The 19,768-nt window shown below is 42.4% G+C and carries 12 protein-coding genes; 3 read left to right on the forward strand and 9 right to left on the reverse strand.

What is annotated here, in order from left to right:
• Window positions 1-4 precede the first annotated feature (4 nt).
• The 3 genes from tatA to KFO40_RS16325 form a co-directional block, all read right to left on the reverse strand.
• Window positions 5-226 (reverse strand): twin-arginine translocase TatA/TatE family subunit, encoded by a 222-nt coding sequence (gene tatA, locus KFO40_RS16315; protein ID WP_004301497.1) that lies wholly within the window; start codon window positions 224-226, stop codon window positions 5-7.
• Between the two features lie 147 nt (window positions 227-373).
• Entirely contained in the window at window positions 374-2,914 is a 2,541-nt protein-coding gene (locus KFO40_RS16320) for a bifunctional UDP-N-acetylmuramoyl-tripeptide:D-alanyl-D-alanine ligase/alanine racemase (protein WP_151921885.1), read from the reverse strand.
• Window positions 2,890-3,909 (reverse strand): GSCFA domain-containing protein, encoded by a 1,020-nt coding sequence (locus KFO40_RS16325; protein ID WP_248005597.1) that lies wholly within the window; start codon window positions 3,907-3,909, stop codon window positions 2,890-2,892. The genes KFO40_RS16320 and KFO40_RS16325 overlap by 25 nt, the downstream gene beginning before the upstream one ends.
• Window positions 3,910-4,075: 166 nt before the next feature.
• Here KFO40_RS16325 and dxs point away from each other — a divergent pair, with 166 nt between their 5' ends.
• Genes dxs through KFO40_RS16340 form a run of 3 tightly spaced genes read left to right on the forward strand, consistent with a single transcriptional unit; the run spans window position 4,076 to window position 8,813 of the window.
• Window positions 4,076-5,980, forward strand: a complete 1,905-nt coding sequence (gene dxs, locus KFO40_RS16330; RefSeq protein WP_004301493.1) for a 1-deoxy-D-xylulose-5-phosphate synthase — start codon at window positions 4,076-4,078, stop codon at window positions 5,978-5,980.
• Window position 5,981: 1 nt separating this feature from the next.
• Entirely contained in the window at window positions 5,982-7,322 is a 1,341-nt protein-coding gene (gene trkA, locus KFO40_RS16335; protein ID WP_211146587.1) for a Trk system potassium transporter TrkA, read from the forward strand.
• 39 nt (window positions 7,323-7,361) lie between these two features.
• Entirely contained in the window at window positions 7,362-8,813 is a 1,452-nt protein-coding gene (locus KFO40_RS16340; RefSeq protein ID WP_015532375.1) for a TrkH family potassium uptake protein, read from the forward strand.
• Between the two features lie 378 nt (window positions 8,814-9,191).
• On the opposite strand, the gene KFO40_RS16345 is transcribed toward KFO40_RS16340, so the two are convergent.
• The 6 genes from KFO40_RS16345 to KFO40_RS16370 all read right to left on the reverse strand — a co-directional run bounded on the left by KFO40_RS16345 (window position 9,192) and on the right by KFO40_RS16370 (window position 19,701).
• Entirely contained in the window at window positions 9,192-10,574 is a 1,383-nt protein-coding gene (locus tag KFO40_RS16345) for an SGNH/GDSL hydrolase family protein (protein WP_015532374.1), read from the reverse strand.
• Window positions 10,575-10,629: 55 nt separating this feature from the next.
• Window positions 10,630-11,763 carry a glycoside hydrolase family 130 protein gene (locus KFO40_RS16350; protein ID WP_015532373.1) on the reverse strand — a complete coding sequence of 378 codons (1,134 nt, stop codon included), beginning with the start codon at window positions 11,761-11,763 and terminating at the stop codon, window positions 10,630-10,632.
• Between the two features lie 78 nt (window positions 11,764-11,841).
• Window positions 11,842-13,998, reverse strand: a complete 2,157-nt coding sequence (locus tag KFO40_RS16355) for a GH92 family glycosyl hydrolase (protein WP_015532372.1) — start codon at window positions 13,996-13,998, stop codon at window positions 11,842-11,844.
• A 24-nt stretch (window positions 13,999-14,022) separates the two neighbouring features.
• Window positions 14,023-16,296 carry a GH92 family glycosyl hydrolase gene (locus KFO40_RS16360; protein WP_015532371.1) on the reverse strand — a complete coding sequence of 758 codons (2,274 nt, stop codon included), beginning with the start codon at window positions 16,294-16,296 and terminating at the stop codon, window positions 14,023-14,025.
• A gap of 50 nt (window positions 16,297-16,346) precedes the next feature.
• The gene (locus tag KFO40_RS16365) at window positions 16,347-18,335 is read right to left on the reverse strand and encodes a sialate O-acetylesterase (RefSeq protein ID WP_211146588.1); all 1,989 of its coding nucleotides are present in this window, start codon (window positions 18,333-18,335) and stop codon (window positions 16,347-16,349) included.
• 154 nt (window positions 18,336-18,489) lie between these two features.
• Window positions 18,490-19,701, reverse strand: a complete 1,212-nt coding sequence (locus KFO40_RS16370) for a DUF5005 domain-containing protein (protein WP_317194789.1) — start codon at window positions 19,699-19,701, stop codon at window positions 18,490-18,492.
• Window positions 19,702-19,768: the final 67 nt, after the last annotated feature.

Here is a 19,768-nt window from a genome sequence, read left to right on the forward strand (position 1 = left end):
TCTTTTAGTTCTTAGAAGGATCTACAGGTTTGTCCAACTCGTCTTTAGCCTTGTTTATTTCATCTTTCGCTTCGTTCACACCGTCTTTGAAGCTCTTTACGCCTTTGCCTAATCCGCGCATCAGTTCAGGAATTTTCTTTCCACCAAAAAGAAGAAGGATAACCAAAGCGATAATAATCCATTCGGAACCACTGGGCAAAAAGCCTAACAATAATAAGTTTGTCATAAGTTTATTTGATATAAGAGGTTTTTAATAGCTGATGCAAAGATAATTATTTTAATGAAGAATGAAGAATGAAGAATGAAAAATTCGCGATGTGAGTGATTCATCATAATCGCGTAGCCATTCTTCATTCATCATTCTTCATTAAAATTAGTCCTGATAATATACCCGTTTCACCCGTGTCGATATACTTGTCAACACTTCATAAGGGATCGTTTCCAGCTTATCGGACAACACCGTAATCGGCAGATCATCACCGAAGATGATAGCTTGATCGCCTTCCCGACAATCAATATCCGTCACATCGATCATGCAAACGTCCATACAGATATTCCCCACATAAGGAGCTTTCTTTCCGTTCACCAGGCAATAGGCGTTGCCGCGTCCCAAGTGGCGGTTCAGTCCATCCGCATAACCAATAGGAATAGCTGCAATGCGGGAAGGGCGTACCAAATGCCCCATCCGGCTATATCCTACCGTATCTTCTTGAGGAACATCCCGGATCTGAAGGATGGTGGTCTTGAGCGTACTTACATTATGTATTATCGAATTGTCTATCGGGCTGACTCCATAAAGTCCGATTCCCAAGCGTACCATATCGTACTGTGCTTCGGGGAAACGCTCGATTCCTGCCGTATTACAGATATGACGGAGAATCTTATGAGAGAAGGCGGCCTGTAATTCTTGCGAACCTTTCTCAAACAATTCAATCTGTCCGCGGGTGAAAGCGTCGAACTGTGACGAATCACTTCCTACAAAATGAGAGAATACCGAACGGGGAATCACCGCGCTCTGATTCTTCAGACGACGGATAAGCAATGGAATATCCTCTACCGCAAAGCCCAAACGGTGCATACCTGTATCAAGTTTCACATGAATGGGGAAGTTGGTGATTCCTTCTTTCTCCGCAGCTTTGATGAGTGCGTCGAGCAAATGGAAATTATAGACTTCCGGTTCCAGTTTATAATCAAACATGGTTTTGAATGCAGTAAGTTCCGGGTCCATAATGATAATAGAGGCGGTAATGCCTGCCTTGCGGAGTTCGGAACCTTCGTCAGCAACAGCTACGGCCAGATAATCGACATGGTGTTCCTGTAAACTCTTGGCAATTTCATACGAACCGGCTCCGTAAGCTGATGCTTTCACCATACAGATCATCTTTGTTTCCGGATGGCGAAGCATAGAACGGTAATGGTTCAAGTTGGCTACCATCGCCCCGAGATTTACTTCAAGAATGGTTTCATGCACCTTCAATTCGAGGGCTTCGGATACCAGATCAAAGTTGAACACGCGGGAACCTTTCACCAGAATCACTTCCGAATGAAGCGATTTGAGTATATTGGATGCAAGGAGTGCTTCTGTGTTAGGAAAGAAATAGCGTTCGAGATCATCATCAAAACGGGCGGAACAAGAAGATATCTCCTGCCCTACTCCAATCAGTTTATTAATACCTTTACTCTGTACCAATTGTGCCACACGCCGATAAAGCGTAGCGGTACTTTGTCCGGTTTCCAGTATATCCGACAGGATAAGCGTCCGTTTCAAGCCTTTCTTTTCCGAGCGGCGTACAAGGAAATCGAGAGCAATATCCAATGATGCCAGATCTGAATTATAGCTATCATTAATCAGTACACAGTTATTCTTCCCCTCTTTCACCTCCAGACGCATGGCAATCGGTTCGAGACGGGCCATCCGCTCGGTTATCTGGTCGGCAGGCGTCATCAGATAAAGACAAGCTGCCAGGCAATTCAGTGCATTTTCAATGGAAGCGTCATCGATGAAAGGGATACAGAAAGTATTATCCATCTCCAGATAACGATAGGATATAACAGTATGATCTTCTTTCTTGGTCACACGGCTGATATACAACGGGCGTTCAATATCGGTACGGCTCCAGGCAATCTCACGCGCCGTCAGCATTGATTTTGCGACACAATTACTGATTAACTCGTTATCACCGTTGTAAATCACGACATCACAGTCTTTGAAAAGCGTCAGCTTTTCCATGCATTTCTCCTGCAAGGAGAAGAAGTTTTCCTGATGGGCACCACCGATATTGGTCAGAATACCAATGGTAGGCTTAATCATTCGTTTCAAAGCTCCCATCTCCCCCATCTCGGAAATACCGGCTTCGAAAATACCCAGTTCGGCTTCTTCAGAAAGTTGCCACACAGAAAGTGGAACTCCGATCTGCGAATTATAACTGCGTGGAGAACGAACGATGCAACGATCCGGGCTAAGCAACTGGTGCAACCACTCCTTCACAATGGTTTTTCCATTACTGCCAGTGATACCGATCACAGGGATTTTAAATTTATCACGATGTGTTTCGGCAAGCTTCTGCAAAGCTTTCAGAGGATTGGGAACGATGAGGAAGTTGAGAGTTGAGAGTTGAGAATTGAGAGTGGGCTGCGCACCATCATGCTGCATAGAACTCTCAACTCCCAACTCTCCATTCTCAACTTCTTTAAAGTCTTCTTCCGTAATTACAAAATTACGTACGCCCCGGTCATATAAATCGGGGATATAACGGGCTCCGCTGTTTCGTTTGGTAGTTAAAGCAAAAAAAAGAGTTTCTTCCGGAAAACTCAAAGAGCGGCTGTCTGTTAGCAGCCAATCAATAGTCGCTTTATGTTTGCCCACACGGCGGGCACCGATACTTTTGGCTATGGATTCAATCGCATATGACATAGTTCTGTTTCTTTTTGAAAATCTAAGTACGGGTATTTTCCGATAAGTCGTTCTATTTTTAACACTATTTGTCCTAAAAAGCGTTGATACGCCTCTGACTCGGGATGAAAGGGCTTGTGCGCCAAGTCCCGGCGGATGTCTTGCACAGCTACGATAACCTGCTTTGTTTCAGAAGAAAAGAAGGTTTCGGAGAAGCGTTCCCACAGGTAACGAATCGCCAGAGGAGACGGATGCAACATATCGTCGGCATAGAAGCGATAATCACGTAATTCGTCCAATATGATTTCATAAGAGGGGAAATAGAACACTCGTTCCGGGAACAGTTGTTGCAATCGGTCGATGGCGAGTAGCAGAGTCGATTTGCTTAACTGGTTGGCGTGCATCCCGTCGCGTATATGACGGATCGGGCTGACTGTAAACAGCCATTTTAGTTCCGGATTCCGGGCGGCCATTTCGGTGATGAGTGCTGTATAATCTTCTACAATTTCTTCAACAGACAGCCGGTAACGCAAAAAGTGACTCTCCGGCAATTGATGGCAATTAGCTACCACTTGTCCACTCTCCTTTTGTTTATAAACGTAAGCAGTTCCCATTGTCACCATCAGCCAGTTCAATTCCGGCAGTTTTTTATAAGCATGGTGAAGACGTGAATTTATGGTATGCAATGTCTCTTCGAGCGTAAAAGCAGAAAAAGAGCCATGATGCATCGGGCTATGCCATAAATCTTTGTAGGCAAACAGATCTTGTTTGTTGTATTCCTTATTCCTTATAATCTCTCTCAAAGCAGATGAGACGGATAAAGGATTATAAAGAATACCAAAAGGATTCAGTTCCAGTTGAAATCCGGCATCCATCAATTGTTGCCCGATATTTTCCGCAAAACAGGACCCCATCAGAAGAATATGATCTGCATGACTGACCGACGGCATCCCGGCAGGTAATTCTACAGATGTTTGAAAGTTCATACGATTTTCCATCATTTCATTACGTTTCATGTGCAAAAGTAATCAAAAAACTATTTCCGCCCTCTTTTTCCTCACGATTCAATAATCTTAGGAAGCATAGAAAAACAGATACGTCTTTATACCGGATAAGATTTTATAAAAAAAGGAGGTCGAATATACTTTCTTTTCGTATTTTTGCACTAAATTTCCTAGAATCATGAATAGTGAACCAACATATAACTTGTTAAACTCCATCAATTACCCCGAAGACCTACGTAAACTAACCGTAGAGCAACTGCCGGAAGTATGTGGTGAACTAAGACAAGACATTATTAAAGAACTCTGCTGCAACCCCGGACATTTCGCCGCCAGCCTGGGGACCGTGGAACTAACCGTAGCTCTGCACTACGTCTACAATACACCATACGACCGTATTGTATGGGACGTGGGACATCAGGCATACGGCCACAAAATTCTTACAGGACGCCGTGAAGCATTTTCCACAAACAGGAAACTCGGAGGAATCCGCCCTTTCCCATCTCCGGAAGAAAGCGAATATGATACTTTCACGTGCGGACATGCTTCCAATTCTATTTCTGCCGCTCTCGGTATGGCTGTCGCAGCCGCCCGGAAAGGAGACGCCAAACGCCATGTAGTAGCCATTATCGGTGACGGATCAATGAGTGGCGGACTGGCTTTTGAAGGATTGAACAACGCATCTGCCACGTCGAACAACCTGCTCATTATCCTGAATGACAATGATATGGCAATCGACCGCAGCGTAGGAGGCATGAAGCAGTATCTTTTCAACTTAACGACTTCCAACCGCTATAATCAGCTACGTTTCAAGCTCTCGCGCATGCTGTTCAAGCTTGGCATTTTAAACGAAGAACGCCGCAAAGCGCTCATCCGTTTCGGAAATAGCCTGAAATCAATGGCGGCCCAGCAACAGAATATTTTTGAAGGGATGAATATCCGTTACTTCGGTCCGATAGACGGACACGACGTAAAGAACCTGGCAAGAGTATTACGTGATATCAAAGATATGCAAGGACCTAAAATCCTGCACCTGCATACTATCAAAGGAAAAGGATTCGGTCCGGCAGAGAAACACGCTACCGAATGGCATGCTCCCGGCAAGTTCGATCCCGTCACTGGCGAACGTTTCATTGCCAACACCGAAGGAATGCCCCCGCTTTTCCAGGACGTATTCGGAAATACACTGGTGGAACTTGCCGAAGCCAACCCGAAGATTGTCGGTGTCACTCCCGCCATGCCCAGCGGCTGTTCGATGAATATACTAATGGAGAAAATGCCGAAACGCGCTTTCGATGTCGGTATTGCCGAAGGACATGCGGTTACTTTCTCCGGTGGGATGGCAAAAGACGGACTGCAACCATTCTGCAATATCTATTCTTCTTTTATGCAACGGGCGCATGATAATATCATCCACGACGTAGCGATTCAAAATCTTCCAGTTGTTTTGTGTCTCGACCGCGCCGGACTGGTTGGCGAAGACGGTCCCACTCATCACGGAGCTTTTGATATGGCATGTTTACGCCCGATCCCTAATCTGACTATCAGCTCCCCCATGGACGAACATGAATTACGTCGCCTGATGTATACGGCACAATTGCCGGACAAGGGACCGTTCGTGATCCGCTACCCCCGTGGACGCGGCGTACTGGTGGACTGGAAGTGTCCGCTAGAAGAGATCCCGGTAGGAAAAGGACGGAAACTGAAAGAGGGTAGCGACCTTGCAGTGATTACTATCGGACCGATAGGAAATGTAGCCGCCCGTGCCATCACCCGGGCAGAAGCAGATTTAGGTCTGTCCATCGCCCATTACGATTTACGATTCCTGAAACCACTGGATGAAGAGTTGTTGCATGAGGCAGGACGCAAATTCCAACGTATCCTGACCATCGAAGACGGAATTATCAAAGGCGGTATGGGTAGCGCTGTCCTCGAATTTATGGCAGACAACGAATACAAACCGACCGTGAAGCGTATCGGTATCCCTAATATATTTGTAGAACATGGGGCAGTCGCCGAACTATACCAACTGTGCGGCATGGATGAAGAAGGGATTCTGACTAAAATAAAAGAATTTATCAATTGACATGAAGATTATTATTGCCGGTGCCGGCAACGTAGGCACCCATTTGGCCAAACTGTTATCGCGCGAAAAGCAAGATATTATCTTGATGGATGATGACGAAGAGAAACTAAGTGCTCTTAGCGCCAACTTTGACTTGCTGACTGTTGCCGCTTCTCCTTCTTCCATCTCCGGATTGAAAGAAGTGGGCGTCAAAGAAGCCGACCTGTTTATCGCAGTCACACCGGACGAAAGCCGCAACATGACTGCCTGTATGCTGGCCACCAACCTGGGAGCCAAAAAGACAGTGGCGCGTATCGACAACTATGAATATCTTCTACCCAAAAATAAAGAATTTTTCCAGAAGCTGGGAGTAGATTCGCTGATTTACCCGGAAATGCTGGCTGCTAAAGAAATCGTATCTTCCATGCGCATGAGCTGGGTACGCCAATGGTGGGAATTCTGTGGAGGTTCGCTGGTTCTGATTGGTACGAAGATGCGCGAAAAGGCTGAAATCCTGAATATACCGCTGCACCAATTAGGCGGTCCCAACATTCCTTACCATGTAGTAGCCATCAAACGCGGAACGGAAACGATTATCCCTCGCGGAGACGATGTTATTAAATTGCATGATATTGTTTATTTCACCACTACCCGCAAATACATTCCTTATATACGTAAGATAGCCGGCAAAGAAGACTATGCCGACGTACGCAATGTAATGATTATGGGAGGTAGCCGTATCGCAGTCCGTACCGCACAATATGTGCCGGACTATATGCAGGTGAAAATAGTGGATAATGACCTGAACCGTTGCAACCGTCTGACAGAACTACTGGATGATAAGACAATGATTATCAACGGAGACGGTCGTGACATGGATCTGCTTATCGAAGAAGGGCTAAAAAATACCGAAGCATTTGTAGCCTTGACCGGCAACTCGGAAACGAATATCCTGGCCTGTCTCGCCGCCAAACGTATGGGAGTGGAAAAAACGGTAGCAGAAGTGGAGAACATCGACTATATCGGTATGGCAGAGAGTCTCGACATCGGCACGGTTATCAATAAAAAAATGATTGCTGCCAGCCACATCTACCAAATGATGCTGGATGCCGACGTTTCTAATGTGAAATGCCTGACTTTTGCCAATGCGGACGTTGCAGAATTCACCGTACCGGAAGGAGCTAAAATAACCAAACACCTGATTAAAGACCTAGGACTTCCAAAAGGTACTACCATCGGAGGAATGATCCGTAACGGAGAAGGTATCCTGGTGACAGGTGATACGCAAATCCTCCCCGGCGACCATGTAGTCGTATTCTGCCTAAGCATGATGATTAAAAAGATTGAGAAGTTCTTTAACTAAGTATTAAGTATCAAGTATTATTTAATAAATTACTTGTCTATGATTAACTCGAAGATGATATTCCGGATTCTGGGTTTTCTGCTTCTGATAGAAACAGCCATGCTGTTATGTTGTGGAGGGGTCTCTCTTTTCTATAAAGAAAACGACTTGCAAAGCTTCCTGATTTCATCAGCCGTCACTGCCTGCATCGGGGTTCTGCTGCTCGCTATTGGAAAAGATGCAGTAAACTCCCTGAATCGCCGTGATGGATATGTCATAGTCAGTGCAGCATGGGTCACCTTTTCCCTTTTCGGAATGTTGCCTTATTATATAGGAGGGTATATCCCAAGTGTCACGGATGCATTTTTTGAAACGATGTCCGGGTTCAGCAGTACTGGTGCCACTATCTTGAATAATATAGAGTCAATGCCTCATGGAATACTTTTCTGGCGAGCTATGACGCAATGGATAGGTGGTCTGGGTATTGTATTCTTCACCATTGCCGTTCTACCGATTTTCGGTGTGGGTGGGATTCAGGTGTTTGCAGCAGAAGCCAGTGGACCTACTCATGATAAAGTGCATCCCCGCATTGGCATCACCGCTAAATGGATTTGGGGTATTTATGCCGGAATGACGGGAACATTAATTGTCCTATTAGTACTCGGCGGTATGAGCGTATTCGATAGTATATGCCATGCTTTCACAACTACCAGCACCGGTGGATTTTCTACCAAACAAGCGAGTATTGAATATTATCACTCACCCTATATCGATTATGTAATCTCTACTTTCATGTTTCTTTCGGGCATCAACTTCACGCTATTACTGTTGATGTTCAATGGAAAAATAAAAAAGTTCATTCATGATGCAGAGTTGAAATTCTATTTCTTGTGTGTTTCTTTTTTTACTATATTTATTGCCGTCTGGCTCCATCAGACTTCTTCTATCTCCATAGAAGAAGCGTTCCGCAAATCACTATTCCAAGTGATCTCCTTGCAAACTTCTACGGGATTTGCTACTGCCGATTATATGCTATGGCCTTCTATCCTTTGGGGATGTCTTGTAATAGTAATGATCATCGGAGCTTGTGCCGGCAGTACAACCGGAGGTATCAAATGTATTCGTATGGTTATTCTGCTTCAGGTTGCAAAAAACGAATTCAAGCATATTCTTCACCCTAATGCCGTGCTCCCGGTACGAGTAAATAAGCAAGTGATTTCCCCTTCAATACAATCTACCGTACTAGCTTTCACCTTTTTGTATGCAGTCATTGTGATTATCAGTGTACTTGTCATGATGGGCTTAGGAGTAGGTTTTTTGGAATCAATCGGAACAGTGATCTCAAGTATAGGCAATATGGGACCGGGACTCGGCACATGTGGCCCGGCCTTTTCATGGAGTGAACTGCCGGATGCTGCCAAATGGCTACTCTCTTTCTTAATGCTCTTGGGACGTTTGGAATTGTTTACAGTATTATTGCTTTTCACTTCCGGTTTCTGGAAAAAGAATTAAGAAGGTTCTTCTTCAAATTCCGTGCTAGTAAAGCTCATTGAAAGGTTGATGGATAAAGGGATATCGGCATATTAGAAATAGCAAATAAATTATCCAAGCTATATGCATCTTAAAGTACCCCGGAATAGCCATGAATAAGGTTATTGAACATAAATAAGTAGCACGGAATTTGATTAAGAACCATTAAGAATTCAATAAAGGTAGCCTGTTTAATGCAAAAGCTACAATAAGATATACATTACCAGGCTATTACAAGACTAGCTATCTATTCATATATTTCTCAAACATACTCACTAGGATAAGAAAAAACACTCATCGCAATGAGAAAAAATTCTCATCACGATGAGTATTCTATCGTATTTCTACGCTGTTATCGCATCATATCTTTCTAAGTAAAACTTTTCTTACAACAGGCTTATTTATTTCATAAATCTTATTGATAAGAACCTCCATTTCTTGCTGGCGAGCATCACGGACAGCTTCAAACATCATCTTTGAATACATATCACGACGTCCCTTCAACCAAACGTTTTTATCCAGGTTTTCATCCATCACCTCGATCGCTTTTCTGTCATCAGCAAACAATAATCCCTTTTGTTGGAAAAAACCGAATTCACACCATGCATACTCTCTGAATGTTTTTTCAATTTCCCAACGATATTCATTCAGGTGCATAACCGCCAATGCCTGTTGGTATTGGGGAGTTTTGGATTCAGCAGCAAGATTAATGCCTTTTGCCAGTTCATCTCCACTCCAGGTTCCTATTTCTTCATTATCTATCAACAATTTATAATTGCCTTTCAGTCCTGTTACTTTCAACGTTTCGCGGTTCATCTCTTCCATAAAAGGAACAACCTTCAGCACTTCTGCCTGGCTCTTTTTCTGTCCCCAACCACGAGGAATAGTATCCAAAGGATAAGGAAGAGCACCTGCCAGGTAGTCAAAGCTCAAGTCTTTTCCGCTCTTCTTTATATTTGAAATAGTACAGTTCTCCGACTTGACGGCTTGTTTCTTATTAGCATTAATCTCCACATCCGCTACTTCTTTACCTACAAATCCCTGGGCTTTCAGGAAAAGATAGGCCATCACCATGTGTCCGTCGTTATCGGGATGAATACGGTCACTTCCACAAAGAGTAAAGGTAGGATCTTTCTGCTGATATTGCTGATTCAAAGCAACCATAGGCGCATTTAAATCAGTAAATTCCCAATTATTCTTAGCTGCCGATTCTTTCTGATATTCAACAAGTCGTTTGATGGTTTCATTCTTTGTCTTGAACGGTGTATTCTCTTTAAGTTGTACGGTTTCATCATACGGAGAAGTTCCGACCATCACGATACGGGTATCAGGAAGATCTTTAAAGCGTTTCTCCATCTGCTGGTAATTCTTTACACTTTCCTGATATTTCTGTTCACCGAATTCTTTGGGCTTATCACCATTGTATTCAAAATATCCGGAATCATTCATACCAAAAGTCACCATCAACACGGAAGGTTTCATCGCAAAAATATCACCATCCAGGCGTTTGTTCATATCATAGGCCGTATCTCCACCAATACCACCGTTAAAAACACGGATAGGCATATCCGGAAAACGGGTCATATAATACAACCAGATGTATGAATGGTAATGACCGCCATCCGTTATACTATTTCCTAAAAACACTGCCCTTTCACCCTCTTTAAAAGGCTTCACTGTTTGGGCAAATGCAGCTGTACATGCCATACAAGCTGCCGCAATCAATAAAATAATTTTTTTCATGTCTTAGTCTTAATCTATCTTTTACAAATTGTTATCTTCTTCATGAATGTTTTCCTTATTTTTTGCGAGGATCATATACGGCAACCGCCACGCGTGAATCGGCACATCCATAATATAAGAACCATTTCTGATTGTGGAACACAAGTCCTTCTATGAATACAGTTCCGGCAGGATATTGTCCGCTCTTCTCAAAATCCGATTCGGGAATATAGAATGGCTTATCTAGACGATCAATTAATTTGGCAGGGTCTTTGGCATCAAACAAGGCTTGCCCTGCACAATAGGAGTTTGCTGTATAAAGTGTATCCCCTTCAACACCTGATTTATTTTTACCGTTATAGAACAACAGGATTCCTTGATCCGTCAGGATGGCAGGAGGACCACATTCAGTTAGATCACTGTCGAACTTACCTTCGCGCGGAGTCATCACTTTCAGGAATTCTCCGTTTTCGTCCAACATTGGTTCCCAGTTTACCAAATCTGTGGAAGTAGCTAGATTCACAAACTTTTCTCCCCAGTACATCCAGTATTTCCCATCAATCCTGGCAATCACTTGTTTGCCGTCAATTAATTTGGTTACAATAGAGGCAGATTTGGAAAATTCATCTATAAATCTTCCGTTGTATGCTTTTGCAAAAGCCGGTCCATGTTTTTCCCACGTTTGAAGATCGCGCGAGGTGGCCACTGCCAAACGCGCCTGTTTGCGATTCCATTGTGTGTAATGCATTACATAAAGTCCGTCTTCTGTTACGGCAACACGCGGATCTTCGCAACCGCCGGGATTTTCCAATTCTTTCTGGCTGTCGTCTGCCGGATAAAATATGGGTACGGACATTCGTTTGAAATGTAGTCCGTCGTCAGAAGAGGCATATCCCAAACGAGAGGTACGTGTTCCGATACCGGTTGCCGAGTTATCTTCAGCCCGATAGAGTACTACAACTTTTCCATCATAGATCGTAGCAGCCGGATTAAATGTATCACTTGCTTCCCATGCTATTGAATCCTGTCTCATCGGACAATAGAAAAGGGTTGTTGTGTCAGGAGAGATAATCGGATTAACACCCTCCGGACGCTGAAAGTCCGTCCATGCCCAATCCGGAAATTCTGATATTTGTTTCTTTTCGCTACATGAAGCAACGAAGGCGGCAGCCATCAGTAGATAAGCTATGTTTTGTAGTTTTCTTTTCATTTTTACGTTTGATATTATAAATAAGTGCTCTTACAAAATTATCTTATATCATAAATTTATATACTTCGTTGATTTGCTTTAAGGGAAAGAGGGAGGTGTTACTTTTGTTCCCCACTTCACGTCAGGCTTGGACGAGGTAGTGTATTCTATCGTAGCTCCATTATTCAGTTGATCCCAATCGAGCCATGTACTGTCATACGATTTACCGTTTAACTTCATGTTCTTTATATAAATATTCTTTTCAGAACCGCCTTTTATCACAATATCCCCTTTCTTCAGATGAACCTTCACTGATGAAAATATCGGTGTATTTACAGTAAAACCTCCCACTCCTGGTATTTCGGGATAAAGTCCGATGCAAGCGAATACATACCAGGCACCCATCGTTCCTAAATCATCATTACCCGGCAGACCATCAATTTTACTTGAATACTGTTCATTCAATACACGGTTAATAATCTCCTGTGCTTTATAGGGTGTTCCTACCCAGTTGTATATCCAAGGGATGTGAAAGCTCGGTTCATTGCCGGAAGCGAACCAGGCATCATTGTAACCGGCATCCAGACGAGTAAAGAATTCATCCAGGCGTTTTTCTGCAACAGCTTTGCCTCCGATGATTTCTATCAGGCCGGCAATGTCGTACGGCACCATCCAAAAATAATTCTTATAAGTCGATTCACGGAAATCTTCAGTCAATGGTTTCCACGAACCATCCGGATTGCGTGATTGCAGCCAGCCGGTTTCCGGGTTATACAGATTCTTCCATGAACGTGCGAAGTGAAAATAACGCCAGCTCGCAAACTCATCTCCTACGGCATGTAAGGCAAATTGTGCGATTGCAAAATCAGCGGAAGTATATTCCAACTGAATAGAAGCATTATAATAACCTTTATCCAAATACTGTTTCAGTCCCGGTCGAGCCTCCACATCCTGCGACATTGCTCCCGGTTCTTCAGCTCCCTTTCTCATTATTTTGAAAATCGGTTTCGGATCATAATTACGGGCACCAAAAGCATAAGCATTGGATATCAGGATAGGAGTCGGATCTCCTTGCATTACTCCGGTTTCTATATTAGCCATCACCCAACGCGGGAAAGCACCACCCGCTTCTTCTGCAAACAGTTGGTGAGAAATCACAATATCAGAAGCAACTTCGGGATCGAGCATAGATAATAATTGAATCTGTGTGCGATAGGTATCCCAGTTACTGAAAGAGGTGTAATGTTTCGAACGAGACTTATGCACTCTGAAGTCAGCTCCCATATACTCTCCGTTCACATCACTGCAAACGTTCGGATGAATGAATGAGCGATACAGATGGGTATAAAATTGAGTGGCACGATCCGGATTAGTTCCTTCGACTTCGATCTTACCTAAATAATGATTCCATTTGGATTCAGCCTGATTCTGAATCTGCAGGAAATCCCATCCGGTATTCTCCGCTTTCAGATTCTCGCGTGCATTCTCTACCGAGACATAAGAAACTCCAATCTTATATTGGACATTTTTCTTCTTGCTTACATCAAAAGTAAAGTAAACTCCAGAATATTCTCCTTCGGCAAAAGTAGTGTTCGGTTTCAATTCATCTCTTTTCCATGTTCCCGACTCCAAGGCATCCGCATCAAATTCTGCTACGAAATAGACTTTATACGGTGTACGCAGACCGCAGAAATTACCACCCTCTGCATATCCTTCACACTTATTGGGTGCAGTGATTACGATGGCTGCCTGTTCAATTGGAGTGGCAGATATCCCTCCACCGATAATAACCGTACCATATTGCTGATCTGCCGGATATTCATAACTCGCCATACCGGTTCTCTCGGTCACAGTCAGTTTGGCTTTGATGTCTTCCTGCACCATAGCCTCATAATAACCTGCATGTCCTTTTTCTTCAGAAATATTGATGCGATAGTTGAGGATATTGTCAGGAGACATCTTCAGTTTGCCTTTTACCGGAAAGGTAGGAAAGTTGCCCATGTGTTCGCAACCGCCGCCACTCAACTGATTGATGACGAATCCGGAGCGTTTGGAAAAGTAAGAAGGGGTGAACTGCACCATACCATACGGATAGGTGGCTCCGGGATAAAGATATCCCGAAGTCAAGCCAACGCCTTTTGTACCTATCAGCGTATTTACCTGACGAGCATAATTGCTCCCGGCATTCTGTGCCAAAAGGTTCCCCCACCCTCCGATCAATACCAATAATAAACCTGTTAAAACTTTATTTTTCATACTGTATTTTCATTATTTCTTTTCTTATTCTTTCGACAGAGAGAAAGGAGCGGCATACTTTGACGTGCACCTTTCTTTATTTGGTTGACTTCCCATTTCAAAACGGAGCGTACCACCGTCTGCTATATCGTCATATTTAATGAAATTCTTATCCAACACACGTCCATTCAAAGTAGCAGACTGGATATAGACATTCTCTTTATTATTGTTATTTGCTTCAATCACAAACTTATTCCCGTTTTCCAGCGTTATGGTAGCCTTTTTAAATAGCGGACTGCCAATCACATATTCATCCGTACCCGGACAAACGGCATAAATACCTAATGAGCTCAAGATATACCATGATGACATACCACCTTGGTCTTCGTCTCCCGGATACCCTCTTTCTGTTGCATTATAGAGTCTTTCAACAATCTGACGTACCCAATACTGTGTTTTCCATGGCTGACCGGCATAACTATACAGATAAGGCATGTGTTGAATCGGCTGATTGCCGTGTGCATATTGTCCCATACCTGCCAGCTCCATTTCTTTCATTTCATGGATCACACCTCCGTATGTTCCCGGCTTGATAGTGCTGGGCAGGGTAAATACTGAATCCATCTTGATGGTAAACTTCTGATCGCTTCCGAACAAGTCTATTAATCCTTCTACATCATGGAATACAGACCAGGTATAATGCCAGGCGTTACCCTCACAGAAAGGTCCGCCCCACTCCAGAGGATCAAATGGTTCCTGCCATTTGCCATCGAGTCCTTTTCCACGCATAAAGCCGACAGACGGGTCGAACACATTCTTATAATTGTACATCTGGCGTGCAAATACTTCCTGATAGTGTTTGTTGCCAATCATTTTAGCCAACTGATAAGCACAAAAATCATCGTATGCATATTCCATCGTCTGGGAACTAGACCCCATTGATTGTGGATAGGGAACATATCCCAACTCAAAATATTCTTTCCAGAAGCCACGTCCGTTCGCACCCCCCCAAGGACCTTTGTTCATTGCTTCGTGCGCGTATGCTTTCAATGCTTTTTCCGGATCAAAGGTACGGATACCTTTTGCCCATGCGTCTGCCAGTAATGAAATAGAATGATTGCCCAACATTCCTCCCGTTTCTCCGGGAGCCGACCAGGATGGTAGCCATCCGCATTGTTCCTGTGCGGCGAGCAAAGCATTCATGTAGCGTCCTTGCATAGTGGGATGAAGAATATTGGTCAGTGGAAACTGTGAACGGAATGTATCCCAGAATCCATTATCGGTATACATATATCCGTCATATACTTTGCCATCATAAGGACTATAGTAATAAGGTTCTCCGTTTGCCTTACGTTCATAGAATTTACGGGAGAAGAGATTGGCACGGAACAGGCAAGAATAGAAAGTATTCATTTGTTCATCTGTTCCGCCTTCGACCTGAATTCTGTTCAATAATTCATTCCATGTTTTATATCCGCGTGCCTTAGTGGCTTCCAAATTCTTATCTTTACCCAGTTCGTCGTTCAGCGTAATCACAGCCTGCTCTGCGCTAATATAGGAAGAGGCAGCTTTCGCCTGTACCTTGGCTCCTTTTTTAAATTTGATATAAGCTCCATAGCCTTTACCTTCTCCCTCCAACTTTTTAGAGAAAATCTCATCTTTCTGATTTTCCCACATACCGTAATCCTCAAATGCTTTATCAAACTGCACAACAAAGTAACTACGGAATGTCTTAGAGTTATTTACAAAACGTTGATTATTCACCCAACCAGAGATTTGTCTCTTTGCTGGATCAATCTTAATTTCACTCATATCCGTATATCCGTCAATCACCAGATAAGCCTCTTCGGTAGAGGGATAAGAAAAGCGCAAATGTACACCACGAGTAGTTGGAGCCATCTCGGTTGTAATTCCATTATCCAGCGTTACTTTATAATAATGTGGCTTGGCAATTTCATTATCATGGCTGAACTTCGTTGCCCTCTTATCCTGATTGACCACTAATTCGCCTGCCACCGGCATAAACGAATAAACGGCATAGTCACTCATCCACGGACTACATTGATGTGACTGGCAGAAACCTCTGATTTTATCTACTGCATATTGATATTTCCAACCTTCACCATTCTTTCCGGTCTGTGCAGACCACGTATGCATGGCATAAGGCATACCGGTAGTAGGATATGTGTTTCCATAACTTAATCCAAAATGGGAATCAGTTCCTTGCAAGGTATTGACGTATTGCACCAAGTCTTTCGTTTGAGCATATATTCCTATCGAAATAAAAAGAAAGATTACTAGATAAATTAGTTTTCTCATGGTTATTCTTTAATGTGTAACATACTATTTTTACTGACAGATTGAAGGAATCATTTATTGCCGAAAGTGATTCCCGGCCAATCATCTGTGCGGAATGGAGATGCCGGAAGATTGGCTCCATTATACAAATTACAGATCGGATTATCAGCCCATGCGTATCTAACAGCTATCGGGAAAGTAACTTCCGGTGAAGATACAACGATGGTATTACCTTCAATCACAGCATTAGCCCAATAGAATTTATGATCAATACCGGCAATGGTAAATCCCTTTATTACTTCGTTATTTAGTGTCTTCAACCCACCATCTGTATGTTTGAAATAAATACGGATCTTATTCCCTTCAATCTGATACGTATCATACATTGGACCGGAATATGATATTTTCTCACCATAAGTCTGTGCTCGCGCAGCCAGTGCCAAACGCCTGCCGACTTCTTGCTTATTCTTCGGATGAATATCAAAAGCATCGCCTATATCAATGGTTACAGCCATTCCTGTATTCTCAAGATGCAATGTGCGTGTTTGAGCCTCTCTCAATTCAGCCCAGGTTGCATCTACTGGAGCTGTCTGTTGAGCTGTAAAACTAGCAAGTTGTACCATATAAAATGGAAAATCATATCCCCAATGATCCCGCCAGTCTTTTATCATTAATGGCATCAATTCACGATATTGATATGCTTGTCCTGTGTTAGCTTCTCCTTGATACCAAATCGCCCCCTTTATACTATAGGGAATCAACGGATTCAGCATCGCATTAAATAAGAAGCCAGGAATATTCGGTTCATTAGCAGTATTAACAGGCATTTGTGGAATATCTTTTATATTCAAAGAAACTTGATATTTCCAATCACCAGCCAATGGTATGACATCTGATTGAGAGCAATGAAGTGAGATACTTTCAGGGCTTCCATTTATACCACCTGCACCTCCTGTATCCATAACACGCACAGCAATCACTGCTTTACCACTTTTCACCAACTCTTTAGGTATCTTATAGCTTCTTGGGGTCATCCATCCCTCAGTGTGTCCTACTTGCACGCCATTGAAATATGTAAAATCATTATCATCAATTACTCCGACATTCAACGTCAGTTCTTTGCCCTCCCATTTCGCCGGAATTTCTATTGTTTTTCTAAACCAAACAATACCATTAAACCCTTTCAAACCTTGCTCCTGCATCAAACCAGGCACTTCCATTGTTTTCCATGCACTGTCTTCAAAGTCTGTAACTGTCCATGCGGCTCTGCCATCCACAAATCCTTTATCAATCTTTTCAATCTCTTTTTTCCAATCTTCCACATCTGAATGAAATTTCTTTTCACGATCTTCGGATGAAATCGGAAGTTCTTTCAAGACATCAAGTTTCTTCTGCATACCCGGCATTGTTGCTAAAGCCTCTTTACTCGTCCATGTCTCAATACAGGTACCTCCCCAAGAAGTATCTATCAAGCCGATTGGCACATTTTGATACCTATGCAAATCACGCCCGAAAAAATAACCGGCTGCCGAAAAGTCTGCTACACTTTTTGATGAACAAACTTGCCAACCACCACCTGCTGCTTTTATATCACTAACAGGCAATGGACTCGTAGCTTTTTCTATCAGTAAGAAACGAATATTTGGATAGTTATTTGCTTCTTTTTTTTCTTGCTGGTAGTTCATTACCTTACCCCACCCTTCTACCTGCATTTCCATATTGGATTGGCCGGAACATACCCAGACCTCTCCAATCATCACATTGTTCAACTTTACAGTTTTTCCGTCAGAGATAGTTATCGTATATGGTCCTCCAGCTACAGGAGTATCGACTTTAGTCTTCCAGTTTCCTTGTGCATCAGCTTGGGTAGTATATTTTTTCTGATCCCATGAAGTAGTGATTACTATAGTTCTATTAGATTTGCTTATTCCCCAAATAGGAGCTTCTGCTTTCTGTTGCAACACCATATTATTAGAAAACAATGGTGACAATTTTACTTGTGCATAAACATTAGCAACAAACAATAGACACCATAAAATACAAACTAAAACTTTTCTCATTTCCACTCTTTATTAATCATATAACGTATGACGAACAAAACTCTATTTACCATTAATTAAGCAACCAAATACAAACTTAAAATAATCAAAAAAAGAATCATTTCTTATATTTGTAAAAAATGATTCTTTTTTTGATTATCTAAATAAATAACGATTATTCTTCATAAACTCTTTCCCAATTATATACACGATAGAAATAAGGACGATAATAATCAGCACTACCTACAGCGTTGAAGTTGTCCCAAAAATTTTTGGGATCTGTATTTGTAGAAAAGACTAATTCACCATTACGTGATAAATGTGGATGCAAGTTTATCATGTATAAATTCTGATAAGTTTGATCACCTAATTTATCTAAAAAATCAGAGAATCCAAATAGCCTTTTACAATCGACAAAAGGTCCATATGGTTTATCACTCCGGAAAATATACATTTCACGTCCAAACCATTTAGCTTGTGCCAACATATAATAGGTATCTCCTTTTTTAAATACCCATGGCATACTACAATCTGTCTCTTGAATTCTAGAACGCTTAACTTCCTCCTCAGTAGGATAAGTATTCTGCCAAGAAAAATTTCCTTGTTCATCCCCTACATAATACTCCCACGGACTAGTAAGATCATGTCTAGCCGTACGAGCTACTATCATATCATAATTATTATATGAACCATACAAATAAATATGACCGTCTTCGTCTTCCCACAAAGTAGATCCATATCCATATATATCAACATCATTAAAATGGTGATCAGCACTAATTAGTTTCATATAGTTATCATCTCCTGGGGTTCCTTCCAAACTATAAGTTGCCAAACAAATACCCTCATGTCTCATCAAAGCATCCGGATTTGTATTATCGACCCCATTCCAAAGCACCTGTAATTTATTATTACATACAGTAGCGTCACCTGCCCAATACAACCAATCTTGATCAATTTCTCCTTCTTGGATCTTATCATCACTCAAACTAGCTTTGGGATGACGAATATGAGTACGTGCTTGATAATAACGAGGAGCCTCGGGAGTAGTAGTTTGTACAAAATCAGCCAACCATACAAGATTCTCCTCCTCATCACCAGGAGTCTGAACCATTATAGAATTACGTGGGAAGCTACAATCCTTACGTGCACGAGTTTCACCTTCTACTACTCCATAAAAACTATCGTTAAATGACCAAAATGCATTTCCATCAGGTAATAGAGTTGTCAATACACCGTCGCCTCCGTTCCAGCCCAAAGTCCGAGTAAATAGTTTATCATACTTTTTATCTTTAAAAGCCATCACATAGCCATTAGTCTCCATCAGTTCTAATTCCCATGCCGGATCAATAGTATTTAAAAGGCTCAGTCTGAAACCTTGGGGGATTGCGTTAAAATTCTTATTTTTGCATCATGAAAACATCCTCTTCCCAAACGATTGATCCTGTTGCTTC

Source organism: Bacteroides sp. 1001302B_160321_D4 (assembly GCF_015667765.1).
Lineage (GTDB): Bacteria > Bacteroidota > Bacteroidia > Bacteroidales > Bacteroidaceae > Bacteroides > Bacteroides xylanisolvens.